This is a genomic window from uncultured Sphingomonas sp. (genome assembly GCF_937859915.1).
GTDB lineage: Bacteria > Pseudomonadota > Alphaproteobacteria > Sphingomonadales > Sphingomonadaceae > Solisphingomonas.
In genome coordinates this window covers 1-22,652 of sequence record NZ_CALMAW010000011.1, presented here as the reverse complement: position 1 = coordinate 22,652, position 22,652 = coordinate 1, and the positions used below count along the sequence as shown (strand labels likewise).

At 69.1% G+C, this 22,652-nt stretch carries 21 protein-coding genes; 13 read left to right on the top strand and 8 right to left on the bottom strand.

Features of this window, described 5'->3' with window-relative positions; all coding sequences use genetic code 11:
* Positions 1 to 34 precede the first annotated feature (34 nt).
* From prfB to Q0326_RS01865, 8 genes are all read left to right on the top strand, one after another.
* Positions 35 to 1,162, top strand: a complete 1,128-nt coding sequence (prfB, locus tag Q0326_RS01900) for a peptide chain release factor 2 (protein WP_298686499.1) — start codon at positions 35 to 37, stop codon at positions 1,160 to 1,162.
* Positions 1,159 to 1,896, top strand: a complete 738-nt coding sequence (locus Q0326_RS01895) for a class I SAM-dependent methyltransferase (protein ID WP_298686497.1) — start codon at positions 1,159 to 1,161, stop codon at positions 1,894 to 1,896. Before prfB ends, Q0326_RS01895 begins: the two co-directional genes overlap by 4 nt.
* Positions 1,893 to 2,687, top strand: coding sequence for a thymidylate synthase (locus tag Q0326_RS01890; RefSeq protein ID WP_298686495.1), 795 nt, complete (start codon positions 1,893 to 1,895; stop codon positions 2,685 to 2,687). Before Q0326_RS01895 ends, Q0326_RS01890 begins: the two co-directional genes overlap by 4 nt.
* 47 nt (positions 2,688 to 2,734) lie before the next feature.
* On the top strand, positions 2,735 to 3,214 hold the full coding sequence (locus Q0326_RS01885) for a dihydrofolate reductase (RefSeq protein ID WP_298686492.1): 480 nt from the start codon (positions 2,735 to 2,737) through the stop codon (positions 3,212 to 3,214).
* A gap of 166 nt (positions 3,215 to 3,380) precedes the next feature.
* Positions 3,381 to 4,316 (top strand): bifunctional riboflavin kinase/FAD synthetase, encoded by a 936-nt coding sequence (locus Q0326_RS01880; protein WP_298686490.1) that lies wholly within the window; start codon positions 3,381 to 3,383, stop codon positions 4,314 to 4,316.
* A gap of 197 nt (positions 4,317 to 4,513) precedes the next feature.
* On the top strand, positions 4,514 to 7,636 hold the full coding sequence (locus Q0326_RS01875) for an isoleucine--tRNA ligase (RefSeq protein WP_298686488.1): 3,123 nt from the start codon (positions 4,514 to 4,516) through the stop codon (positions 7,634 to 7,636).
* A complete protein-coding gene (gene lspA, locus Q0326_RS01870; RefSeq protein ID WP_298686486.1) occupies positions 7,629 to 8,147 on the top strand; it encodes a signal peptidase II in 519 nt (172 codons plus the stop codon). Before Q0326_RS01875 ends, lspA begins: the two co-directional genes overlap by 8 nt.
* Positions 8,140 to 8,562, top strand: coding sequence for a DUF3035 domain-containing protein (locus Q0326_RS01865; protein ID WP_298686484.1), 423 nt, complete (start codon positions 8,140 to 8,142; stop codon positions 8,560 to 8,562). The genes lspA and Q0326_RS01865 overlap by 8 nt, the downstream gene beginning before the upstream one ends.
* 90 nt (positions 8,563 to 8,652) lie before the next feature.
* On the opposite strand, the gene Q0326_RS01860 is transcribed toward Q0326_RS01865, so the two are convergent.
* From Q0326_RS01860 to sseA, 3 genes are all read right to left on the bottom strand, one after another.
* Entirely contained in the window at positions 8,653 to 9,444 is a 792-nt protein-coding gene (locus Q0326_RS01860) for a TorF family putative porin (RefSeq protein ID WP_298686481.1), read from the bottom strand.
* A 217-nt stretch (positions 9,445 to 9,661) separates the two neighbouring features.
* Complete coding sequence (gene metC / locus Q0326_RS01855; protein WP_298686479.1) at positions 9,662 to 10,846, bottom strand: cystathionine beta-lyase; 1,185 nt, start codon at positions 10,844 to 10,846, stop codon at positions 9,662 to 9,664.
* Entirely contained in the window at positions 10,843 to 11,691 is an 849-nt protein-coding gene (gene sseA, locus Q0326_RS01850; protein ID WP_298686477.1) for a 3-mercaptopyruvate sulfurtransferase, read from the bottom strand. Before sseA ends, metC begins: the two co-directional genes overlap by 4 nt.
* Before the next feature lie 89 nt (positions 11,692 to 11,780).
* Here sseA and queF point away from each other — a divergent pair, with 89 nt between their 5' ends.
* On the top strand, positions 11,781 to 12,227 hold the full coding sequence (gene queF, locus Q0326_RS01845; RefSeq protein WP_298686475.1) for a preQ(1) synthase: 447 nt from the start codon (positions 11,781 to 11,783) through the stop codon (positions 12,225 to 12,227).
* 171 nt (positions 12,228 to 12,398) lie between these two features.
* On the opposite strand, the gene Q0326_RS01840 is transcribed toward queF, so the two are convergent.
* The 5 genes from Q0326_RS01840 to Q0326_RS01820 form a co-directional block, all read right to left on the bottom strand.
* Positions 12,399 to 13,280, bottom strand: coding sequence for an alpha/beta hydrolase (locus tag Q0326_RS01840; RefSeq protein ID WP_298686473.1), 882 nt, complete (start codon positions 13,278 to 13,280; stop codon positions 12,399 to 12,401).
* Positions 13,277 to 14,230 (bottom strand): 2-oxoglutarate and iron-dependent oxygenase domain-containing protein, encoded by a 954-nt coding sequence (locus Q0326_RS01835; protein WP_298686471.1) that lies wholly within the window; start codon positions 14,228 to 14,230, stop codon positions 13,277 to 13,279. Before Q0326_RS01835 ends, Q0326_RS01840 begins: the two co-directional genes overlap by 4 nt.
* A 73-nt stretch (positions 14,231 to 14,303) precedes the next feature.
* Positions 14,304 to 15,890: a Do family serine endopeptidase gene (locus tag Q0326_RS01830; RefSeq protein WP_298686469.1), complete on the bottom strand. Its 1,587-nt coding sequence runs from the start codon at positions 15,888 to 15,890 to the stop codon at positions 14,304 to 14,306.
* A 112-nt stretch (positions 15,891 to 16,002) separates the two neighbouring features.
* Entirely contained in the window at positions 16,003 to 16,884 is an 882-nt protein-coding gene (locus tag Q0326_RS01825) for a protease modulator HflC (RefSeq protein ID WP_298686467.1), read from the bottom strand.
* Complete coding sequence (locus tag Q0326_RS01820) at positions 16,881 to 18,092, bottom strand: protease modulator HflK (protein WP_298686465.1); 1,212 nt, start codon at positions 18,090 to 18,092, stop codon at positions 16,881 to 16,883. Before Q0326_RS01820 ends, Q0326_RS01825 begins: the two co-directional genes overlap by 4 nt.
* On the opposite strand from Q0326_RS01820, the gene Q0326_RS01815 reads away from it, so the two are divergent.
* The 4 genes from Q0326_RS01815 to Q0326_RS01800 all read left to right on the top strand — a co-directional run.
* Positions 18,091 to 19,065, top strand: coding sequence for an Mrp/NBP35 family ATP-binding protein (locus tag Q0326_RS01815; RefSeq protein ID WP_298686463.1), 975 nt, complete (start codon positions 18,091 to 18,093; stop codon positions 19,063 to 19,065). The two genes, Q0326_RS01820 and Q0326_RS01815, sit on opposite strands and share 2 nt — an antisense overlap.
* 45 nt (positions 19,066 to 19,110) lie before the next feature.
* Positions 19,111 to 19,551 carry a CoA-binding protein gene (locus tag Q0326_RS01810; RefSeq protein ID WP_298686461.1) on the top strand — a complete coding sequence of 147 codons (441 nt, stop codon included), beginning with the start codon at positions 19,111 to 19,113 and terminating at the stop codon, positions 19,549 to 19,551.
* A 183-nt stretch (positions 19,552 to 19,734) separates the two neighbouring features.
* On the top strand, positions 19,735 to 22,023 hold the full coding sequence (ptsP, locus tag Q0326_RS01805) for a phosphoenolpyruvate--protein phosphotransferase (RefSeq protein WP_298686459.1): 2,289 nt from the start codon (positions 19,735 to 19,737) through the stop codon (positions 22,021 to 22,023).
* A 142-nt stretch (positions 22,024 to 22,165) separates the two neighbouring features.
* On the top strand, positions 22,166 to 22,652 hold a 487-nt coding region (locus tag Q0326_RS01800), incomplete at its 3' end, for a helix-turn-helix domain-containing protein (protein ID WP_298686456.1).

The window sequence follows — 22,652 nt, the reverse complement described above, 5'->3', positions numbered from 1 at the left end:
TCGACACGAACGGGGTGAAACAAAGGAAGACAATATGCGCGCCGAAGCGCAAGCCCATGTCGACAAGATCAACGCCGCAATGGCGCTTGTCCGCCGCTTCATCGAGTGGGACCGCGCCCAGCGCCGGCTCCACGAACTGAACGCCCGCGTCGAGGACCCCGCGCTGTGGAACGATCCCAAGCAGGCGCAGGCGATCATGCAGGAACGCCGCCGCCTCGACGAATCGATCCAGGCGGTGACCACGATCGAGCGCGACCGCGACGACACCGTCGAGCTGATCGAGATGGCCGAGGCCGAGGGCGACACCGAGATGGAGACCGAGGCGGTCGCCAGCCTCGGCGAGCTCGCCCAGCGCGCCGAGACCGACAAGGTCAAGGCGCTGCTCGCCGGCGAGGCCGACGGCAACAACACCTATATCGAGGTCAATGCCGGCGCCGGCGGCACCGAGAGCCAGGACTGGGCGCAGATGCTCCAGCGCATGTACCAGCGCTGGGCCGAACGCCACGGCATGAAGGTCGAGCTGGTCGACCATCATTCGGGCGAGCAGGCCGGGATCAAGTCGGCGACGCTGATGCTCAAGGGCGAGAACGCCTATGGCTGGGCCAAGACCGAGAGCGGCGTCCACCGCCTCGTCCGGATCTCGCCCTATGACAGCTCGGCGCGCCGCCACACCTCGTTCGCCAGCGTCTGGGTCTACCCGGAAGTCGACGACAATATCGACATCCAGATCAACGAGGGCGATCTGCGCATCGATACCTACCGGGCCTCGGGCGCGGGCGGCCAGCACATCAACACGACCGATTCGGCGGTGCGCATCACGCACATCCCCACCAACATCGTCGTCCAGTGCCAGAACCAGCGGTCGCAGCATAAGAACAAGGCCGAGGCGATGAACCAGCTCAAGGCCCGGCTCTACGAGCGCGAGCTGCAGGAGCGGGAAGCGATCGCCAACGCGACCAATGCGACCAAGACCGACATCGGCTGGGGCCACCAGTTCCGCTCCTACGTGCTCCAGCCCTATCAGTTGGTGAAGGACCTGCGCACCGGGGTCACCTCGACCGCGCCCGACGACGTGCTCGACGGCGCGCTCGATCCGTTCATGGCCGCCGCGCTGTCGCAGCGCGTCACCGGCGAGGCGGTCGAGGTCGAGGACGTCGATTGAGGCGGAGCGCTGCCCTTGTTGCCGTGACGCTGGCGCTCGCCCTGACGGGCTGCGGGTCGAAGGCGCACACGGCTGACGCGGCGACCGCGCGCAACAAGGATGGGTTCCCCCTGCCCTCGCGCCCGGTCGCGACGATCATCTCGGACGGCTGGTCGACCGAGGGCGCGCGCGACAAGCTCGACGAGGCGCGTGCGGTGATGGACAAGGCCGGCGTCGCGTCCGGCATGACCGTCGCCGACATCGGCGCGGGCGAGGGCTATTATACCGTCCGCCTCGCCAAGCGCGTCGGCGACAAGGGCCGCGTGCTCGCCGAGGACATCATCCCCGCGGTGCGCGACGGGCTCGCCGAACGCGTCACGCGCGAACAGCTCGACAATGTCAGCGTGCGGCTTGGCGACCCGGCCAATCCGCGCCTGCCGCCGGGCAGCTTCGATCGCGTGCTGATGGTCCACATGTATCACGAGATCGACCAGCCCTACGAGTTTCTGTGGAATCTCCGGCCCGCGCTCAAGCCCGACGGCACGCTGATCGTCGTCGACGCCGATCGCCCGACCAACCGCCACGGCACCCCGCCGATCCTGCTCGACTGCGAGCTACGTGCGGTCGGCTTCGCGCGCGTGAGCGAGCAGGCGATGCCCTCGGCGGGCGGCTATCTTGCGGTGTTCAAGGCGATCGGCCCGCGCCCGCTGCCGCAGGCGATCCATCCCTGCGATGCCGCCGGGGGCACCTCATGAGGCCCTATCTCGACCTGATGCACCGCATCCTCGACGAGGGCGACGAACAGCAGGACCGCACCGGCGTGGGCACGCTGAGCGTGTTCGGCCACCAGATGCGCTTCGACTTGTCGAAGGGGTTTCCGCTGGTCACCACCAAGAAGCTGCACCTGCGCTCGATCATCGTCGAGCTGCTGTGGTTCCTGCGCGGCGACACCAATGTCGCGTGGCTGCACGAGCACAAGGTCCGCATCTGGGACGAATGGGCCGCGTCCGACGGCGATCTCGGGCCTGTCTACGGCAAGCAGTGGCGCGACTGGACGACGCCCGACGGCGGCCATATCGACCAGATCGCCGCGCTGATCCGCGAGATCCGCGAGAAGCCGGCGTCGCGGCGCCAGATCGTCTCGGCGTGGAACCCGGCGGACCTGCCGCAGATGGCGCTGGCGCCGTGCCACTGCCTGTTCCAGACGCGCGTCGCCAACGGGCGGCTCGACCTCCAGCTCTATCAGCGCTCGGCCGACGTCTTCCTGGGCGTCCCCTTCAACATCGCCAGCTACGCGCTGCTGACGCATATCCTGGCGGCGCAATGCGGGCTCGAGCCCGGCAGCTTCGTGTGGACCGGGGGCGACTGCCACCTCTATTCGAACCATCTCGACCAGGCGCGCCTGCAATTGACGCGCGACCCCAAGCCGCTGCCGACTCTCCGCATCCTCCGCCGCCCGCAAGCGATCGACGGCTATCAGCCCGAGGATTTCGTCATCGAGGGCTATGACGCGCACCCGCACATCAAGGGCGAGGTGGCAGTATGAGCGGCCCCCCATCCCCGTTCGCTCAGGACGAACGGAGGGAGGAAGTGATGCCCGAAATCGTCTTCTTCGCGGCGCGCGCGGACAATGGCGTGATCGGCGTCGAGGGCGGACTGCCGTGGCGCATCCCCGCCGACCTCAGGCGCTTCAAGGCGATGACCGGCGGCCTCCCCATGATTATGGGCCGCAAGACGTTCGAGAGCTTTCCCGATCTGCTCGTCGGCCGCCGGCATATCGTGCTGACCCGCGACAAAAGCTGGTCGCGCCCCGGCGCGGAAGTGGCGGACAGCGTCGCGGCGGCGCTGGCGCTTGCCGGCGGGCCGGTGGTGGCGGTGATCGGCGGCGCCGAGATATATGCGCTGTTCCTGCCGCGCGCCGACCGGATCGAGCTCACCGAGGTGCACGCGGCACCCGAGGGCGACACGCACATGCCCGATCTCGGCGCCGGCTGGCGCGAGACTTTCCGCGAGGACGTCGCGGCGGAAGGCGCGCGGCCGGCCTACAGCTTCGTGACGCTGGCGCGCGCCTGAGTCGTTCCCCGGCGTAGGCCGGGGCCCAGGCCCCACGCTTCTTGTCGTGCGCACCGCCCGCCACCTGCGCTGGGCCTGGGCCCCGGCCTTCGCCGGGGAACCAGTAGAGGGCGCCGCCTCACCCTACCCATTGGCACCGGCCCTCCCTCTGCTATAGCCCGCGCCCATGAAACGACTTCCCGGGGATCGCCCCGTGCCCGCAGGCTTGCGCGGCGCGGTCGTGGCGCTCGGCAACTTCGACGGCTTCCATGTCGGCCACCAGGCGGTGGTGGGCCGCGCGCTGGCGCTCGCGCGTGCGACCGGCCGCCCGGCGCTGGTCGCGACCTTCGATCCGCACCCCGCGCGCCTGTTCCGCCCCGACGCGCCGCCCTTCCTGCTCAGCACGATCGACCAGCGCGCCGAACTGTTCGCGGCCTTCGGCATGGACGGCACGATCGTGCTGCCCTTCGACCGGGCGATGGCGGCGGTCAGCCCCGAGGGGTTCGTCGCCGACTGGCTCGCCGCGCGGATCGGCGCGAGCGCGGTGGTCACCGGCTACGACTTCACCTTCGGGCGCGACCGCGCGGGCGACACCGCGGCGCTGGCGGCGATCGGCGCGCGCCACGGCATCGCGGCGGAGGCGATCGCGGCGGTCGAGGCCGAGGGCGGCATCGCCTCCTCGACGCGCATCCGCCAGCACCTCAGGGCCGGCGAGATCGCGGCGGCGACGCGGCTGCTCACCCGTCCCTATACGATCGCGGGCAGCGTCCAGCATGGTGACAAGGTCGGCCGCACGATCGGCTATCCCACCGCCAACCTCGCGCTGGGCGATTACCTCCGCCCCGCCTACGGCATCTATGCGGTGCGCGGGCGGCTCGCCGACGGGCGCGTGCTGGGTGGCGCCGCGAACCTCGGCATCCGGCCGCAATTCGATCCGCCCAAGGAATTGCTCGAGCCCTATTTCTTCGATTTTTCGGGCGACCTCTACGGCCAGCCGCTCGCGGTCGAGCTGATCGCGCACCTCCGCCCCGAAGCCAAGTTCGACAGCCTCGCCGCGTTGATCGTCCAGATGGAGGCGGATTGCATCGAGGCGCGGCGCATCCTCGGGTCCTCCCCTCGCTGATGATTGTCTCCCCTCCCTGGAAGGGAGGGGTCGGGGGTGGGTTCGTTTGGGGCGGGCGCTGCACTGATCCGGAGAACAACCCACCCCGAACCCAGCAGCGGGTGAACAGCGCCCCGCGCTGTTCAGGTCATGCCGGGGGCATGACCGACCCGCTACTCTTTCAGGGAGGGGGATAGTAGGCTAAAGCCCGCCGCGATATGTCCGAACCCTCCGAAAAAACCGACTGGCGCGACACCGTCTTCCTGCCGAAGACCGACTTCCCGATGAAAGCCGGGCTCGCCGCCAAGGAGCCCGCGATCCTCGCCAAATGGGAAGCGGACGACCTCTACGGCCAGCTGCGCCTCGCCCGCGTCGGCGCCGAGCGCTTCCTGCTCCACGATGGCCCGCCCTACGCCAATGGCGACATCCACATGGGTCATGCGATGAACAAGGTGCTCAAGGACATCATCGTCCGGAGCCAGTCGCTGATGGGCAAGGACGCGCCCTATGTCCCCGGCTGGGACTGCCACGGCCTGCCGATCGAGTGGAAGGTCGAGGAAGCCTATCGCGCCAAGAAGCAGAATAAGGACGACGTGCCGGTCGCGCAGTTCCGCGCCGAATGCCGGGCCTATGCGCAAAAATGGGTCGACGTGCAGCGCGAGCAGTTCAAGCGACTGGGCGTGATGGGCGACTGGGCCGATCCGTACCTGACGATGAAGTATGACGCCGAGGCGACGATCGTCGGCGAGCTTTTGAAGTTTGCCGAGACCGGCCAGCTCTATCGCGGCGCCAAGCCGGTGATGTGGAGCCCGGTCGAGAAGACCGCGCTCGCCGAGGCCGAGGTCGAATATGAGGACATCGTCTCGACGCAGATCGACGTGGCGTTCGAGATCGTCGAGAGCGCGGTGCCCGAGCTGGTCGGCGCCTATGCGGTGATCTGGACGACGACGCCGTGGACGATCCCGGTGAACCAGGCTTTGGCCTATGGGCCGGAGGTTGCTTACGAACTCGTTGAATGGAACGGCCGCAAGCTCTTGGTCGCTGCGAACTGCCAAGCAGAATCAATGAAGCGGTGGAACTACGATCCCATTTTAGGCGAGGCAAAATCGCTTGGGACGTTTCTCGGCTCTCGCCTCGCCGGCACCGTCGCGCGTCACCCGATGGCGAAGCGCTTCTCCCCCCTCCCCTTCAGGGGAGGGGCCGGGGGTGGGGCCTCGCTATCGGACGCAGCGCCCGCAGATGCGCCCCACCCCAACCCCTCCCCTGAAGGGGAGGGGCTTGATCCGTCGCACCCGCTTGCAGAATTCTTCCTGCGGCCCCGCCCGTTCCTGCCCGGCGACTTCGTCACCACCGATGCGGGCACGGGGCTGGTCCACATGTCGCCCGATCATGGCGAGGACGATTTCCTGCTCTGCAAGGCGAACGGCATCGATCCGGTGTTCGCGGTCGAGGGCGACGGCAGGTATCGCGCCGACTGGGCGTGGATGGGCGGCCAGGGCTCGGTGATCGCGCCCAAGCTCAACGCGCCCGACGGCCCGATCTGCACCGACCTGCGCGAGGCCGGCGCGCTGCTCGCGGCGTCCGCGGACTATAAGCACAGCTATCCGCATTCGTGGCGGAGCAAGGCGAAGGTGATCTTCCGCGCGACTCCGCAGTGGTTCATCGCGATGGATCGTAGCCTGACCAGCGAACTGCCGGGGGCAGTGCGCCAGGCGGAGATCGGCGCGCAAAGCGAGCCGCGGCCGATCGCGGTCGAGATCGACGCGTCATCCCCCTCTCCCCGGCGGGGAGAGGGTCGGGGTGAGGGGGAGTTCGGCGCAGCCGAGCGTCCCACCCCCGAGGTCGGCCACCCTCACCCAACCCTCTCCCTCAAGGGAGAGGGCTCTAACGGGGCGACCCTGCGCGAACTCGCGACCGATGCGATTGCGCACACGCGCTTCGTCCCCGAAAAGGGGCGCAACCGGATCGGCGCGATGGTGGCGGGCCGCCCCGATTGGGTGATTTCGCGCCAGCGCGCCTGGGGCGTGCCGATCGCGCTGTATCTCGACCCCAAGACCGGCGCCTATCTCAACGACCCGGCGGTCAACGCGCGCATCGTAGCCGCGTTCGAACAGGGCGGCGCCGACGCCTGGTTCACCGCCGATCACGCCGCCCTGCTCGGCCCCGATCACGACGCCGCGCAGTGGCAGCCGGTCACCGACATTCTCGACGTCTGGTTCGATTCGGGCTCGACGCATGCCTTCGTGATCGAGGCGCGCTACGGCGAAGGCGTCCGCGCCGACCTCTATCTCGAGGGATCGGACCAGCATCGCGGCTGGTTCCAGTCGTCGCTGCTCGAGAGCTGCGGCACCCGCGGCGTCGCGCCTTATGCCGCGGTGCTGACGCACGGCTTCGCGCTCGACCAGCAGGGCCGCAAGATGTCGAAGTCGATCGGCAACGTCGTCGATCCGCTCAAGATCATCGGCGAGAGCGGTGCCGATATCCTCCGCCTGTGGGTCGCCTCGACCGACTATTTCGAGGACGTCCGCATCGGCAAGGAGGTGCTGACCACCACCTCCGACGCCTATCGCAAGCTGCGCAACACCTTCCGCTACCTGCTCGGCGCGCTCGACGGTTTTTCGGAGCGCGTGCCGGTCGCCGACATGCCCGAGCTCGAGCGCTATGTGCTCCATCTGCTCTCGGCGCTCGACATCGAGCTGCGCGCCGCCGCCGACGCCTATGAGTTCAACCGCTACGCGCGGGCGCTCACCGACTTCGCCAATGCGGATCTCTCCGCCTTCTACTTCGATATCCGCAAGGACGTGCTGTACTGCGACGTCGGCCCGGCCAAGCCCGAAGGGTCGCTGACCCGCCGCGCCTATCGCAGCGCGCTCGACATCCTGTTCCATGCCCTGGTGCGCTATGCCGCCCCGATCCTCTGCTTCACCGCCGAGGAGACGTGGGGCACGCGCTTCCCGGACGCCGGATCGGTCCATCTGCTGACCTGGCCCGAGGTCGACGAACTGTGGCTCAACGCCGAGATGGCCGAGGATTGGCAGACGCTGCGCCGCCTGCGCCTGCTCGTCTCGGCCGAGATCGAGCCGATGCGCAAGGCCAAGGCGATCGGCTCGTCGCTCGCCGCCAAGGTCGCGATCGGGTCGCCGCAGCGGCCGACCGCGACGCCGTCCGAGCTCGCCGAACTGTTCATCGTCGCCGACGTCCAGCTCGAGACCACCGCGCACGAGACCGTCATTGTCCACACCACCGACTGGCTCAAATGCGGCCGCTGCTGGCGGCATCTGCCCGAGGTCGAGACCGACGGCGACTTGTGCGACCGCTGCGAGGACATGGTGCATGGCTAAGCCCTTCTACGACGCGCCGGCGATCCGGCGCCTGGGCCTGGGCATCGCCGCGCTGGTGTTCGGGCTCGACCAGCTGATCAAGGCGCTGATCGTCCACACGCTCGACCTGCCGGGCCGGATGGAGATCGCGCTGCTGCCGATCTTCCGCTTCGTGTGGGTGGAAAATCACGGCATCTCGATGGGCTTCCTCACCGCCGACAGCGTGACCGAGCGCTGGCTGCTGGTGCTGCTCACCGCGGGGATCGCGGTCGCGGTCGTGTTCTGGCTGTGGCGCGAGCACAACCGGCTCGACGCCGGCGCGCTGGGGCTCGTGCTCGGCGGCGCCGCGGGCAACATCACCGATCGCGTGCGGCTCGGCTATGTCGCCGACTTCCTCGACCTGCATTTCGGCGACATGCATCCTTTCCTGGTGTTCAACGTCGCCGATGCCGCTATTACGATCGGCGTATTGCTGCTGGTGCTGCGCGCGCTGTTCGTCCGCACACCCGCTTCGGAGGATCTGCATGCGTAAGACGATCGGGCTCATCGGAACGGTGGCGGCGCTTTCCGCGCTCGGTGGCTGCACCCACACCAAGGCGAGCGGTTTCGGCAACCGCAATGCCCCCAACGAGTTCGCGGTGACGCGCTCGCCGCCGCTGGTGATCCCGCCCGATTTCTCGCTGCGTCCGCCCAAGCCCGGCGCGCCGCGCCCGCAGGAGCCCAATCCGTCCGCGCAGGCGATGGCGGCGATGTTCGGCGGCCAGGCTCCGCTCACCGCCGGCCAGCAGGGGCTGATCGACACCGCCGGCGGCGCGCCCGACGCGGGGATCCGTTCGGTCGCGGGCTCGCCTGCGACCAACGTCGTCAACAAGGGCACCGCGACCAAGGCGATCGTCGCCGCGCCCGCCGGCAATGGCGACAACACGACGGCGTCGACTCCGCAATAAGCTTCGCCGTCGCACCAACGGCGGGCATAGAAAAAGGGCCGCAACCGGACATCCCGGCTGCGGCCCTTTCCATGTGTGGCGATCAGGCGATCAGAACGACACCGCGACGGCGCCGACGAACCCACCCTTGACCGGGTTGCGTCCGCTCGGGATCACGAACTCGGACTTCTTGATGTCGGTGTCGACATAGGCCGCCGAGAAGGTCAGTGCCTTCCAGGTATAGGCTGCGGTCAGCGACCAGTCGGTGTAGTTCTTGAGCCCGTTGGTCAGGTAGCTGCGGCCCCAGCTCTCGCCGAGATGCCCGGTGACCGTCACCGGCGTCTTGGGCACCGCGACCGACAGCTCGCCATAGGTGTAGAGGCTGTCCTCGCGCGGCTTGCCGGCGCAGCGCGGATCATAGGCGCAGGACTGCGCATGCTGGTTCCACGCATAGTTCAGCCCCAGCTTGACGCCGAGCGGGCCGAAGCTGTGCGAGGCGTTGAGATAGGGCTCGAAGAAGTCGGTGTTCGCCCCGTGCGAACCCGGATAGTAATAATAGAGCAGGCCGCCATCGACCGTCGTGCCGCTGAACGTGTGCTTGTAGCCGCCGTAGAGATCGATCTCCTGGTCGCTGCCGTTGGCGACATAATCGTCGATCGAGCTGCCCCAGGTACCGATGTAGAAGCCCGACGAATGGACGACGCCGAGCGTGCCCTGGATCGCGAAGCGCTTGTCGGTCTGCGAGATGCCGCGGAAGCGATAGTCGCTGGTCAGCGTCGCGCCGCCGGTGATCGTGAAGTTGCTAGGCGGTGCGGCGGGCGCCGCCGGATCGTCGGCAAGCGCGGGCATCGCGGCCAGGCTTCCGAACGCCAGCGCAAGGCCGGCCTTGGACAAGATACGCATTGTGGTGTCCCTCCCTCATTGTGACTGGTCCATCCACCTGCAGCGTATCGGTACCAAGCTCTCCCGTGCCTGTCGGCGCGGTGGTCGGCTGTCGCTACGCAGGTCTCGCCTAGCATTTGCGCTGCGCCGCACCATCACAATTTCGTCACGTGTCGGATATGATCGATTTACCGTTGCTCACCCGCAACATAGATTGACATAAAGTTTCCGCGTTGCGTCATTTACTTTCCGTATAGCGGTCGAGACCCGCCGCGAGATCGGCAATGAGATCATCGGGATGCTCGAGCCCAATATGCAGCCTGATCGCCGGCCCCGCCGCCTGCCATGCCGTTGCGGTGCGGAGCCCGGCGGGATCGATCGGCAGCGCCAGGCTCTCATAGCCACCCCAGCTATAGCCGATGCCGAAATGCCGGAGCCCGTCGATCAGCGCGGCGCGGGCGCTGGCCGGGCCGCCGTCGAGGATGAAGGCGAACAGGCCCGTCGCGCCCGTGAAATCGCGCACCCATAGCGCGTGACCCGGACACCCCGGCAGCGCGGGATGGAGCACGCCGGCAACCTCCGGCCGTGTCTCGAGCCAGCGCGCGACCGCCAGCCCCCCCGCCTCGTGCGCGCGGAGCCGCACCGCCAGCGTGCGCAGCCCGCGGCTAGCGAGATAGGCGTCGTCGGGCGAGACATATTGGCCGAACAGCTGCGACATCCGGCGCAGCGCGGGATAGTGCGCCGGCGTCGCGGTCACCGATCCCAGCATCGCGTCCGAATGGCCGACGATATATTTGGTGCACGCCAGGATGGCGAGATCGATACCCGCCGCGATCGCCGGGAAGAACAGCGGGGTCGCCCAAGTGTTGTCGAGCAATGTGACGATCCCGCGCGCCTTGGCGACCGCCACGATCGCCGGGATATCCTGCACCTCGAAGGTCAGGCTTCCCGGGCTTTCCAGGAAGATCGCGGCGGTCCGCTCGCCGACGATCTCGGCGATGCCCGCGCCGATCGACGGATCGTAATAGCGCGTCGCGATCCCCATGCCGCGGAGCACGGTGTCGCAAAAGGCGCGCGTCGGCCCGTAGACGCTGTCGACCATCAGCAGCTCGTCGCCGCTCTTGAGCACGGTCAGCAGCGCGCCCGCGATCGCGGCGACCCCCGAGGGGTAGAGAATCGTGCCCTCGGCGCCGGGCTCGAGCTCCGTCAGCGCCTCGGCGAGCGCCCATTGCGTGGGCGTGCCGCGGCGGCCGTAATGGAAGTCGCCATCGGCATTGCGCCCGGCGCCGTGCTTGAGCGCCGCGCAATCCTCGAACAGGATCGTCGAGGCGCGGTGGATCGGCGGGTTGACGATCGGGCCGGTCCATTCGGGGCGCCGGCCACCCGAGACGAGTTTGGTCTCGTCGCGCAGATCGTCGCTCATGCCGTCGCCTTCGGTGTGGTCGGGTCCGCGCCCCATTCGCTCCACGAGCCGTCATAGAGCGCGGCGTTGTCGCGGCCGACCAGATGCGCCGCGAAGAACAGCCCGGCGGCTGTGATCCCCGATCCGCAGGTGAACACCAGCGGCCGCGCGGGGTCGACGCCCGCGCTCTCGAACAATTGGGCGAGCGCGTCCCCCTTCTTCCAGCGCCCGTCGGGCTCGAACAGGCGGCCGTAGGGCAGGTTGATCGAGCCCGGGATGTGGCCGGACGCCACGCCGGGCCGCGGATCCGCCTCGGCACCCGAAAAGCGCGGCGCGCCGCGCGCGTCGACCAGCTGCTCGACGGGATCGTCGACCAGCGCGCGGACCTGCGCGAGCGTGCGGATCGCCGCGTCGTCGCGGGTGACGAAGCCGGTGCGCTCGGCAGGCACCGGCGTCGGGAGACTGTCGCCCCGCTCGAGCGGTTGGCCGGCCGCGCGCCACGCCGCGACCCCGCCGTCGAGGATCGCGAGCCGCTCGACCCCGAACAGCCGCATGACCCACCACGCCCGCGCCGAGGTGCGGTGCGGCGAATCATCGTAGAGGATGACGCGATCGTCGCGGCGGATGCCGAGCGCGGCCATCCGCTTCGTGAATTGGTCGAGCGTCGGCGCCATCGTCGGGCGCGGGTCGGTGGTGTCGGCAAGCGTTGCCAGATCGAGGAAGCGCGCACCGGGAATGTGGCCGGCGCGATACTCGGCTGCCGCGTCGCGATCCGGCTCGAACGGCAGATAGGTGGCGTCGAGCACGACCATGCCGGGATCGTCCAGCCGTCGTGCCAACCAGTCCACCGTGACCAGATCGTCCATATGCCTGCGCTCCTTTCGCCCTCGCATAAGGCCCGGCTTCCGCGGCGTCGAGGATTGCGAAGCGCCGCCGCCGATCCTAGGTGCGGTGCATGAGCCTCACCCATCTCGGCCAGACCAGCCCGCTGCCCGCCCGGCCCGAGGATGCCGTCCTCGACTATGTCGCCAACCCGCGCCCCGGCCGCCCCTATCTCGTGCGCTTCACCGCGCCCGAATTCACCTCGCTCTGCCCGGTGACCGGCCAGCCCGACTTCGCGCATCTGGTGATCGACTATGCGCCGGCGGAGCGCATCGTCGAATCCAAGTCGCTCAAGCTGTTCCTGGGCGCGTTCCGCAACCATGCCGCCTTCCACGAGGATTGCACGGTCGGGATCGCGGAGCGGCTGTTCGCCGAGATGCAGCCGCACTGGCTGCGCATCGGCGGCTATTGGTATCCGCGCGGCGGCATCCCGATCGACGTCTTCTGGCAATCGGGCACCCCGCCCGAGGGGCTGTGGCTGCCCGACCAGGACGTGCCGGGCTATCGCGGGCGGGGGTGACGCCGATGCGCCAGCCTCGCCTCGTCGTCCCGGCGAAAGCCGGGACCCATGGATGCGGAAGGTGGGCTACAGCGGCGATGCGCGGCTGACGCGGTCGGGCGGCCCCGCGAGACCATCGACGCACCGTCGACTATCGGTCCCGGCTTTCGCCCGGCTGACGATTGGGCAGGGTCAGCGCTTCAGCATCCCCTCGATCACGCCGACTTCCTGCGCCCACGCCGGCGTGCCCGGCGTGATCAGCTCAAAATGCCCCTGGTCGGGCACGACGATCGACGTCACCCGCTCCCCGGCGGTCTTCGCCTTGGCGACCCAGGCGGCGGCGAAGCGGGGCGGCGCGATCGGGTCGGCGGCGCCGTTGACCAGCGTCTGCGGGACGCCGATCGGCAGCAGGCGATCGACCGAGGTGTCCGCATAGGGGTCGGGATGCGCCGCGGTCTTCGGGCCGACGAGCGTGTCGACCGTATCGACGCCGCAGGCCTCGGTCGCGTCCGACTTGGTGAGCGCGAGGTCAGGCAGGCCGCCCTGGCTGAGCACGCCGGCGATCGGCAGCGGATGTGCCGACCATAGCGGGCTGGCCTTGGCGAGCCTGGGCCGAGCGGCGAGCCACAGCGCCAAATGCCCGCCTGCCGAATGTCCCACGGCCACGACGCGGCGCGTGTTCAGCCCGAGCGCCGGCCCCTCGCGCGCGAGCAGGTCTGCGGCCTGCGCGACATCGCGGAACGTGCCCGGATAGCCGCCGCCGGGCAAGTCGACGCCGCGATAGTCGACGTTCCACACCGCGATGCCGCGCTTGACCAGATCGGCCGCGAGCATGTGCATGATGTCGGCCTTGGCGACGGCGGTCTGCCAGCAGCCGCCATGGAGCATCAGCACGACCGGGAACGGGCCCTTGCCCGCCGGCTTCCACAGCTCGACATGCTGGAGCGGATCGGCGCCATAGGCGATCAGCCGCGGCGCCGGCGGCTGGGGCAGCCGCTGGAACTCGGCATAGCGCATCGGCGTCGCGGCCGCCGCACTGGCCGCCAGCAGCATCAGCGTGGCGAGCGCCTTCACAGCAATTTGATCTCGCGCAGCCGCTGCATCAGAAAGTCATGCGCGGTGATCGGGTCGGGGAAGCGGTCGGGATGCGCCGCATCGACGCAGACGGGCAGCGTCTCGATCAGATAGTCCGGCCGGAAGTGCAGGAAGAAGGGCATCGAATAGCGCGCCACGCCCCGCCGCGCGCTCGCCGGATTGGCGACGCGGTGCGTCGTCGAGCGCAGCCGGCCGTTGGTCAGCCGCTGCAGCATGTCGCCGACATTGACCGCCAGCGCGCCCTCGCCCGGCGTCACCGCCAGCCATTGGCCGTCGCGGTCGAGGATCTCGAGCCCCGCCTCCTCGGCGCCGAGCAGCAGGGTGATCGTGTTGATGTCCTCATGCGCGCCGGCGCGGATCGAGGCGCCGTCGTGGGTGACCGGCGGATAGTGGAGCAGCCGTAGCACGCTGTTGCCGTCGACCACCGTGTCGACGAAGAAATCGGGGTCGAGCCCCAGATAGCGCGCGATCGCCTCGAGCAGACGCGCGCCGGTCGCCTCGAACGCGGCGTAGATTTCGAGCATCACCGCGCGGAAGTCGGCGCGCTCCTGCGGCCAGATATTGGGTGCCATCACGTCGGCGAAGCGATGCCCCGCGGGCAGTTCACGGCCGACGTGCCAGAATTCCTTGAGGTCGACCGCGGTCGCGTCCTTGGCGGTCTCGATCCCGAACGGCGTGTAGCCGCGCGCGCCGCCCGAGCCCGGCCGATGATAGCCGCGTTTGACCGTCTCGGGCAGCGCGAACAGGCTTTTGGCGGCCGCTTCGGCGCGTGCGATCAGGTCGGCGGGGATGCCGTGATCGGCGACGACCGCGAAGCCATAGCGTTCGAACGAGCCACCGAGCGCCTGCGCGAAGCCGTCGCGGTCGCGCTCGAATTCGGCGAGCGAGACCGATGCGACGGTCACGGGTGTGTCGAGAAGCGTGTCCATTCGCGCAAGATAGGCGGGGACGGCCAAGAGGGAAAGCGGCTCCCCGCCCGCGGCGAGCGGGGAGCGCTTGCGCCTATTTCTTCTGCAGCTTGATGCCGACGTAGAGACCCGGCTGCGCGCCACGCTGGACGAGCAGCAGCACGGTGTCGCGCCCTGCCTTCTGCGCGTCGGCGACGATCTGCGACGCGGCGGCCACGGTCGGCGTCGGGGCCTGGTTGATCGACAGGATCACGTCGCCGCGCTTGAGCCCGTTCGACGCCGCATCGCTCGACGGGTCGACCGAGGCGATCGCAACGCCGCGCACCGTCGCGGGAATGCCGAGCTGCTGCGCGATCCGCGGGGTAAGCGCGGTCAGCCCCAGCCCCAGCGCCGAGCTCGAGGCCTTGGCCTGCGGGCTCTGCGGAGCATTGCCGCTGTCGTCGCCACTGTCGTCGTCACCGCCGCCGGTCAGCGCGTTGAGCTGGCTCTCGGGCGGACGCTCGGCGACGATCGCGGTCACCGTGATGTGCTGATTGTGGCGGATCAGCTCGATCGGTACGCGCGAGCCGATCGGCAGGTTGGAGACGATGAACGACAGCGATTCATCGGGGGTCACGTCGATATTGTTGACCTTGACGATGACGTCGCCCTGCTGGATCCCGGCCTTGGCCGCGGCATAGCCCGGCTCGACGCGGCTGACGATCTCGCCGTGATTCTTGGGCAGGCCCAAGGCCGACGCGATGTCGTCGTTGATCGGCTGGATGCCGACGCCGAGATAGCCGCGGCGGACGTGGCCGCCCTTCATCAGCACCTCGACGACGGGCTTGGCCTGCTCGGCGGGAATCGCGAAGCCGATGCCAACGCTGCCGCCCGACGGCGAGTAGATCGCGGTGTTGATGCCGACGACATTGCCCGCCATGTCGAACATCGGGCCGCCCGAATTGCCCGAATTGATCGCCGCGTCGGTCTGGATGTAGCGGTCGTAGGCGCCGCCGCTCGGCGTGATCGAGCGGTGGATGGCGGAGACGATGCCCGCGGTGACGGTGCCGCCGAGCGCGAACGGCTCGCCGATCGCGATCACCCAGTCGCCGACCCGCGTGCGCGTCGAATCGCCGAACTGGACGAAGGGCAGCGGCTTGGGCGCCTCGATCTTGAGCACGGCGAGATCGGCGGCGGCGTCGCGGCCGACGATGCGCGCCTTATATTCGGTATGGTCGGACAGCGTCACCGTCACCGACTCGAGCGTCGCGCCCTTGGTGCTGGGATCGTTGGGATCGCCGCCCGAGACGACGTGATTGTTGGTGACGATGAAGCCGTCGGCCGAGATCACGAAGCCCGAGCCCAGCGACATCGCCTCGCGCGTCACCGGCTTGCCATTGCCGTCGCTCTCGCCGCCCGGCATCCCGCCGCCGCCGAACTGCTTGAACAGATCGTCGAACGGCGTGCCCGCGAACGGGTTGTTCTGCTGCGGCACCTTGACGCGCTGCGTGGTCGAGATGTTGACGACGGCCGGCTCGAGCCGGGCGGCGAGATCGGCGAAGCTCGCCGGCCCGCCGATCGGGTTGTGCGCGGTCGATCCTGCATTCTGTGCGACTTGCGCGCCGACCGGCTGCTGCATGGAGAGTGTGGCGGCGGCGCCACCGGCAAGCAGCGCGGCAGTGATGGCATAGGCGTAACGCACGGTGGATGGTCTCCCAGGGAGAAGGATCGGATCAGGAAGGACTATAACAGGATCGTAGCATCGAGGCTGCGGCGCGTCGTCTGAACAGCATTTGAACGGCCGGCGGCGGGCATTATTTCCCGCCGCCCCGGAACTGGCGGAAATAGTCGCTGTCCGGAGACAGCACCATCGTCGTCGATCCGTCGGTCGGCGAGTCGGCGCCGAAGGTCGCGCGATAGGACTGCATCGCCCGGTAGAAGTCGAAGAATTGCGGGTCCTGATTGAACGCGTCGGCATAGGTCCGCGAGGCGTCGGCATCGGCCTGCGCGCGGATGATCGTCGCCTTCTTCATGCCCTCGGCGCGGATCGTCATCGCCTGCTGCTGGCGGGCGGTCTTCATCCGCTCATAGGCGCTGTCGAGCGGCGTGCCGTCGGGCAGCTCGGCGCGCTTGATCCGCACGTCGACGATCTCCGCGCCATATTGGTGCGCGACGCGATCGAGCGCGGTCTTGATGTTGGCCATCGCGACGTCGCGCTCGGGTGTCAGCAGCGCCGCAAAGGAGCGCCGGCCGAGCTCGTTGCGCAGCGCCGAGCCGAGGATCGGCTTGAGCGCCTCGCCGACCCGCTGCTCGTCGCCGCGCGCGGTCAGGTACATCTGCAGCGGGTTGACGATGCGGTAGCGCGCGAACGCATCGACCTGCAGGCGCAACTGGTCGGTCGACAGCACCGGCTGGCTCGCCATGTCGAGATTCTGCACGCGCTTGTCGATCAGGAAGACCTCCTCGACACCCGGGATGCGCGCGACCAGGCCGGCCCCCGTGTCGCCGAAGCGCTCGCCGGGCCGGTAGGCGTTGTTCACCCGGTCGGGCTTGCCCATGCGGACCACGAGCGCCTGCTTGGTCTCGGGCACGACCGCGAACACACTGGCGCAGGCCATCACGAACAGCACGAACAGGATCGCCCAGCCGATCGGGCTTTTCAGGATGCGCGTCGCCATCACCGAAACGTCGCTCATTGACCGGCTCCGGCGGCGGGCGCCGCGGGCGCGGCCTTGGGCACGGGCGTCGTGCCGGGCAGATAGACGTTCGCGCCGGGGGTATCGACGATCACCTTGTTGGTCTTGCCCAGCACCGTCTCCATGGTCTCGTAATACATCCGCTTCTTGGTGACGTCGGGGGCGAGCTTATAGGCGCCGTAGACCTTGTCGAACGCCTGCGCCTGCGCCTCGGCATTGGCGGTGACCTGCTCGGCATAGCTGTGCGCGTTGTTGAGGAAGCCCTGCGCCTGCTGCTGCGCGGCGCTGACGTCCTTGAACGCGTCCATCACCGCGGCGGGCGGATCGGCCTGGCGGATCGCGACGCCCTGGACGAGCACCCCCGAATGATAGCGGTCGAGCAGCGCCTGGATGCGCAGCGTCACGCGCGCCTCGATCTCGCTGCGCATCGGGCCGATCGCCTGATCGAGCGTGACGCGCGACAGCTCTTCGCGCATCGCGCTTTCGGCAATCTCGCGAATCGTGTCTTCGGGCTGGGCGAGCTCGAACAGATAGAGTTCGGGGTCGCGCACCGACCAGCGCACCGAATAGGCCAGATCGACGATGTTCTGGTCGCCGGTCAGCACGAGATTCTGGCCGCCGCTGGCGGGCACGTCGAAGCTCTGAATCTGATCCACATTGACGCGGGTGACGACGTCGATCGGCGCCGGCAGCGTCAGCCCGATGCCGGGCTTCAACGTGCCGGCATAGGCGCCGAAGCGCGTGATCACGCCGCGCTCCTGCGGGTCGATGCGGTGGATGCTGGTCGTCGCGAGCCACAGCAGCAGGAAGGCCGCGAAGGCATAGCCCCACACCGGGCGGCCACCGAGGCCCTGGCCGAAGCCGCCGCCGGGCAGCTTGCCGCCGAACCGCTCGCGGCCCCGGCGGATCAGCTCCTCGATCGACGGCTGGCCGGCGGCGCGCACCGTCTTGGGTTTGCGCCGCGGCGGCTGGGTCCAGGGGTTGCGCGGCTCGTCGCCGGCGCCGTCGTCGCCGCTCGCGCCGCCGCCGGACGCATCGCTCGCGCTGCGGCCACCCCAAGGGCCCTCTTCGTTGAGCATGGGCTCGTTCAGCAGGATGGGGGTGTCGCGGTCGACCCGCCCGATATTGTCGATCATCCGCCCATTATAGGTGCGCGGCGGCGGAAAAATAGTGCCATCGGGTGGCGAGCCTCCTATGCGGCGTCGCATGCCCGACAGCTCCACCATCGCCGCCGCGCTCGCGGCCGTCCCCCAGGCCTCGGGCCGGGTCGCCCCGCCCCGCATCGGCCCGGACGGCACCGCGAGCGTGATCCTCGACGTCTCGGGGCTCGACGCCGCCGCGCGCGACGCGCTCGAGGCCGACGTCCGCCGCGTGCTCGGCACGGTCGAGGGGATCAGCGCGGTCCGCATCGTCCAGACCGCGCAGAAGCCCGAGCGCCGGCTGATCGCGGTGGGCAGCGGCAAGGGCGGCGTCGGCAAGTCGACGCTGTCGGCCAATCTGGCGATCGCGATGAAGCGGCTCGGCTTCCGCACCGGCTTGGTCGACGCCGACATCTATGGGCCCTCGCAGCCGCGGCTGATGCAGGCGAGCGACGAGCGGCCGACCGCGGAAGGCAAGGTGCTCAACCCGATCGCGACGCGCTGGGGCGTGCCGATGCTGTCGATGGGGCAGCTCGTCGCCGCCGACAAGGCGCTGGCGTGGCGCGGTCCGATGGTCTCGGGCGCGCTCGGCCAGCTCGTCGACGCGGCGTGGGGCGAGACCGACACGCTGATCGTCGACCTGCCGCCCGGCACCGGCGACATTCAGCTCTCGATGATCCAGAAGCACCGGCCGGCGGGCGCGGTGATCGTCTCGACCCCGCAGGACCTGGCCTTGATCGACGCGGCGCGCGCGATCGACCTGTTCAACACCGCGGGCATCCCGATCCTGGGTCTGGTCGAAAATATGGCGGGCTATGTCTGCCCGCATTGCGGCGAGGTCTCCGACCCGTTCGGCCATGGCGGTGCCGAGAAGGAAGCGGCACGGCTCGGCATCCCCTTCCTCGGGCGCGTGCCGCTCGACATCGCGATCCGTCTCGCCTCGGATGCGGGCGAGCCGCCGGCGGCGCGCGACGATGCCGGCGCCGAGCCGTTCCTCGCGATCGCCGAGAAGGTCGCCGCCGCCCTGAACCGGAAGGGTTGAACCGAACCCCCGGCTGATCGGTTACCTCCCCCGAGGAGACGTCCCATGCCGCTCACCACCGACGCCGAGATCGCCCAGCTGCTCCGCGAGACGCGCACCATCGCGCTGGTCGGCGCGTCGGATCGGCCGAGCCGGCCGAGCAACGGCGTGATGCGCACGCTGCAGGCGCATGGCTACCGCGTCTTCCCGGTCAATCCGCAGATCACCGGCGAACATATCCACGGCGAATATGTCTGGCGCGAGCTCGCGCAGATCGGCGAGCCGATCGATCTGGTCGACATCTTCCGCAACTCGGCGGCGGCGGGCGCCGCGGTCGACGAGGCGATCGCGGCGGGCGCCAAGGCGGTGTGGATGCAGCTCGGCGTGATCGACGAGGCCGCCGCCGCGCGCGCCGAGGCGGCCGGGCTCAAGGTGGTGATGGACCGCTGCCCGGCGATCGAGATCCCGCGGCTGGGGCTCGATCCGATCGCGCCGGCGGCGGCATAAACACGATCCGCGGCACCCACGCCGTTCGTCCTGAGCCTGTCGAAGGACAGGCCTCAAATGATGCGCCTGCAACACGTCCTTCGACTTCGCCCAGGACGAACGGGTAAGGGTGAAGTGCCTCGCAATCGTGCCGAAGCAAACGCCGCTTGGTAAGCCCCCCGCCGATCTGATAGCGCTGACAGCATGGCTGTCCCCCTGCCCACCCCCGCTGCAACCGCTGCGCGCGAGATCCTGACGCGGCTGCACGACGTCATGGCCGGTCGCACGCACGCGCAGGCCAAGCTCAACAATGTCGTCCAGATCATCGGCGAGGCGCTGACCAGCGAGGTCTGCTCGATCTATCTGCTGCGCGAGGGGGTGCTCGAACTCTATGCCACACGCGGGTTGAGCCAGGCCGCCGTCCACGTCACCAAGATGGCGCTGGGCGAAGGCCTGGTCGGCACCATCGCCAAGCATGTCGAGACGCTCAATCTCGACGAGGCCGAATCGCATCCCGAATTCGCCTACAAGCCCGAGACCGGCGAGGAACTGTATCACAGCTTCGCGGGCGTCCCGATCGTGCGCCGCGAGCGCGCGGTCGGCGTGCTGTGCGTCCAGCACGAGGCGCCGCGCCGCTACGACGATGTCGAGATCGAGGCGCTGCAGACCGTCGCGATGGTGCTCGCCGAGCTGATCGCCGCCGCCGGGCTGATCGACGAGGGGCTCGGCGCCGGATCGGGCGCGCGCGACACCGGCCCGGCGCATCTCGACGGGCTCAAGCTGGTCGACGGGATGGCGCGCGGCCATGCCGTCTTCCACCAGCCGCGCGTGGTGATCGAGCACAGCATCGCCGAGGACATCGAGGCCGAACGCCAGCGCGTCTATTCAGCCTTCCGGCAGATGCGCGAGCAGATCGACCGGATGATGAGCCAGGCCGAATTCGGCACCGCGGGCGAGCATCAGGATGTGCTCGCGACCTATAAGATGTTCGCCTATGACGAGGGCTGGAGCCGGCGCATCAACGACGCGATCAGCTCGGGGCTGACCGCCGAGGCGGCGATCGAGCGCGTCCAGCAGCGCACCCGCCAGCGGATGCGCGAGATCGACGATCCGCTGCTGCGCGACCGGATGCACGATCTCGAGGATCTCGCCAATCGGCTGCTGCGGATCGTCTCGGGTCAACTCGGCACCGCGGCACAGATGGGGCTGCGGCAGGATTCGATCCTGATCGCGCGCAATCTCGGGCCCGCCGAGCTGCTCGAATATGATCGTCGCCGGCTCAAGGGCGTCGTGCTCGAAGAGGGTTCGCTCACCGCGCACGTCACCATCGTCGCGCGCGCGATGGGCGTGCCCGTGCTCGGCCGTACCCGCGACATCCGGCATACTGTCGCGGAGGGCGACCTGCTGCTGCTCGATGCGACGCAGAACCATCTCGTCGCGCGCCCGACCGCGCCGATGGAGGAGGCGTTCGAGGCCAAGCTCGCGGTCACCCAGAAGCGCCGCGCCGAATTCGCCACGCTCCGCGACCTTCCCGCGACGACGCGCGACGGCGTGCGCATCCAGCTGATGGTCAATGCCGGGCTGCGCGACGATGCAGCGCAGCTCGACGTCACCGGCGCCGACGGCATCGGGCTGTTCCGCACCGAATTCCAGTTCCTCGTCTCGGCGACGCTGCCCCAGCGCGAGCATCAGCAGCGTCTCTACAAGGATGTGATGGAGGCGGCGGGCGACCGCCCGGTGATCTTCCGCACGGTCGACATCGGCGGCGACAAGGCGCTGCCCTATATGAAGATAGAGGGCGCGTCGGGGGAGGAGAATCCGGCGATGGGCTGGCGCGCGCTGCGCCTCGCGCTTGGCCGCGACGCGCTGATGAAGGCGCAGGCGCGCGCGCTGCTCGAGGCCGCGGCGGGGCGCACGCTGCACGTGATGTTCCCGATGGTGTCGGAGCCCTGGGAATATGAGGCCGCGCGAAAGATCTTCGAGGAACAGCGGGCCTGGCTGGTCGGGCGCGGCAAGACGGTCGCGAGCGCGGTGCGCTATGGCGCGATGCTCGAGGTGCCAGCACTCGCCGAGGTGCTCGACCATCTGCTGCCGATGCTCGATTTCCTGTCGATCGGCACCAACGACCTGACCCAGTTCCTGTTTGCCGCCGATCGCGGCAACCCGCGGCTCGCCGAACGCTATGATTGGCTGAGCCCGGCGATCCTGCGCTTCTTGTCGCGCGTCGCGATCGCCTGCACCTCCGCCGGCGTGCCGGTCGGGGTCTGCGGCGAGATGGGCGGTCGGCCGCTCGAGGCGATGGCGCTGCTCGGGCTAGGTATCGACCGGTTGTCGATCACCCCGGCAGCGGTCGGGCCGGTCAAGGCGATGATCCGTTCGCTCGACCTCGGCGCGTTGCGTGCGGCGATGCCGGCATGGCTTGCCGAAGGACCGCGCGATCTGCGCGGGCGCATGGAAGCATGGGCAGGCGCGCAGGATACCGCAATTCTCTGAGCGATTTACGCGTGTCTCGGCACGTCCGGACGCATCCGTTACGAAAAGTGGCACGTGCCGTTTGACTTTGTAGCGGCCCTGTTGCGAGAAAGCGAAGGTATCGCGGCGCGGCGTGTAGGCCTGGCCCCGGCAGGGAAATGGAATGGAAGAGACGAGCGAGGCGAATACGCCGGCTACGGTGGGCGCCCAATTGCGGGCTGCACGCGAGGCGCGCGGCCAGACGCTGGACGAGATCGGCCAGCAGACGCGTATCCCTGTCCGCCACCTCGTGCAGATCGAGAGCGGTCGGCTCGAGGGACTGCCCGCGGCGCCGTACAGCGCGGGCTTCGTCAAGGCCTATGCGCGCACCGTCGGGCTCGATCCGGTCGCGCTGTCGCTGGCCTTTCGCGGCGAACTCTCGCAGACCAGCAGCGCGTCGACGCGGATCGCCTACGAGCCCTATGAGCCCGCCGACCCGACCCGGCTGCCGCCGCGGCTGCTCGCGATCGTGGCATTTGCGATCGCGATCCTGCTGGTCGCGGGCTATGGCATCTGGCGCAGCGGCCTGCTGACCGGCGAAGGCCCCGACGCCCGCGCACGGCTGGCGGCGAACGGCGATGCCGCGGCCGCGCCCGACAGCGGCGCTGCGC

Excerpts from the sequence above, each read along its gene's own strand:
- metC (WP_298686479.1), bottom strand. The coding sequence starts at position 10,846 with ATGAGCGACGATCTGCGCGACGAGACCAAACTCGTCTCGGGTGGCCGG.
- Q0326_RS01885 (WP_298686492.1), top strand. The coding sequence starts at position 2,735 with ATGCCCGAAATCGTCTTCTTCGCGGCGCGCGCGGACAATGGCGTGATC.
- lspA (WP_298686486.1), top strand. The coding sequence starts at position 7,629 with ATGGCTAAGCCCTTCTACGACGCGCCGGCGATCCGGCGCCTGGGCCTG.
- Q0326_RS01835 (WP_298686471.1), bottom strand. The coding sequence starts at position 14,230 with ATGGACACGCTTCTCGACACACCCGTGACCGTCGCATCGGTCTCGCTC.
- prfB (WP_298686499.1), top strand. The coding sequence starts at position 35 with ATGCGCGCCGAAGCGCAAGCCCATGTCGACAAGATCAACGCCGCAATG.
- sseA (WP_298686477.1), bottom strand. The coding sequence starts at position 11,691 with ATGGACGATCTGGTCACGGTGGACTGGTTGGCACGACGGCTGGACGAT.
- Q0326_RS01875 (WP_298686488.1), top strand. The coding sequence starts at position 4,514 with ATGTCCGAACCCTCCGAAAAAACCGACTGGCGCGACACCGTCTTCCTG.
- Q0326_RS01865 (WP_298686484.1), top strand. The coding sequence starts at position 8,140 with ATGCGTAAGACGATCGGGCTCATCGGAACGGTGGCGGCGCTTTCCGCG.
- Q0326_RS01880 (WP_298686490.1), top strand. The coding sequence starts at position 3,381 with ATGAAACGACTTCCCGGGGATCGCCCCGTGCCCGCAGGCTTGCGCGGC.
- ptsP (WP_298686459.1), top strand. The coding sequence starts at position 19,735 with ATGGCTGTCCCCCTGCCCACCCCCGCTGCAACCGCTGCGCGCGAGATC.
- Q0326_RS01825 (WP_298686467.1), bottom strand. The coding sequence starts at position 16,884 with ATGAGCGACGTTTCGGTGATGGCGACGCGCATCCTGAAAAGCCCGATC.
- Q0326_RS01890 (WP_298686495.1), top strand. The coding sequence starts at position 1,893 with ATGAGGCCCTATCTCGACCTGATGCACCGCATCCTCGACGAGGGCGAC.
- Q0326_RS01810 (WP_298686461.1), top strand. The coding sequence starts at position 19,111 with ATGCCGCTCACCACCGACGCCGAGATCGCCCAGCTGCTCCGCGAGACG.
- queF (WP_298686475.1), top strand. The coding sequence starts at position 11,781 with ATGAGCCTCACCCATCTCGGCCAGACCAGCCCGCTGCCCGCCCGGCCC.
- Q0326_RS01815 (WP_298686463.1), top strand. The coding sequence starts at position 18,091 with ATGCCCGACAGCTCCACCATCGCCGCCGCGCTCGCGGCCGTCCCCCAG.
- Q0326_RS01860 (WP_298686481.1), bottom strand. The coding sequence starts at position 9,444 with ATGCGTATCTTGTCCAAGGCCGGCCTTGCGCTGGCGTTCGGAAGCCTG.
- Q0326_RS01820 (WP_298686465.1), bottom strand. The coding sequence starts at position 18,092 with ATGCGACGCCGCATAGGAGGCTCGCCACCCGATGGCACTATTTTTCCG.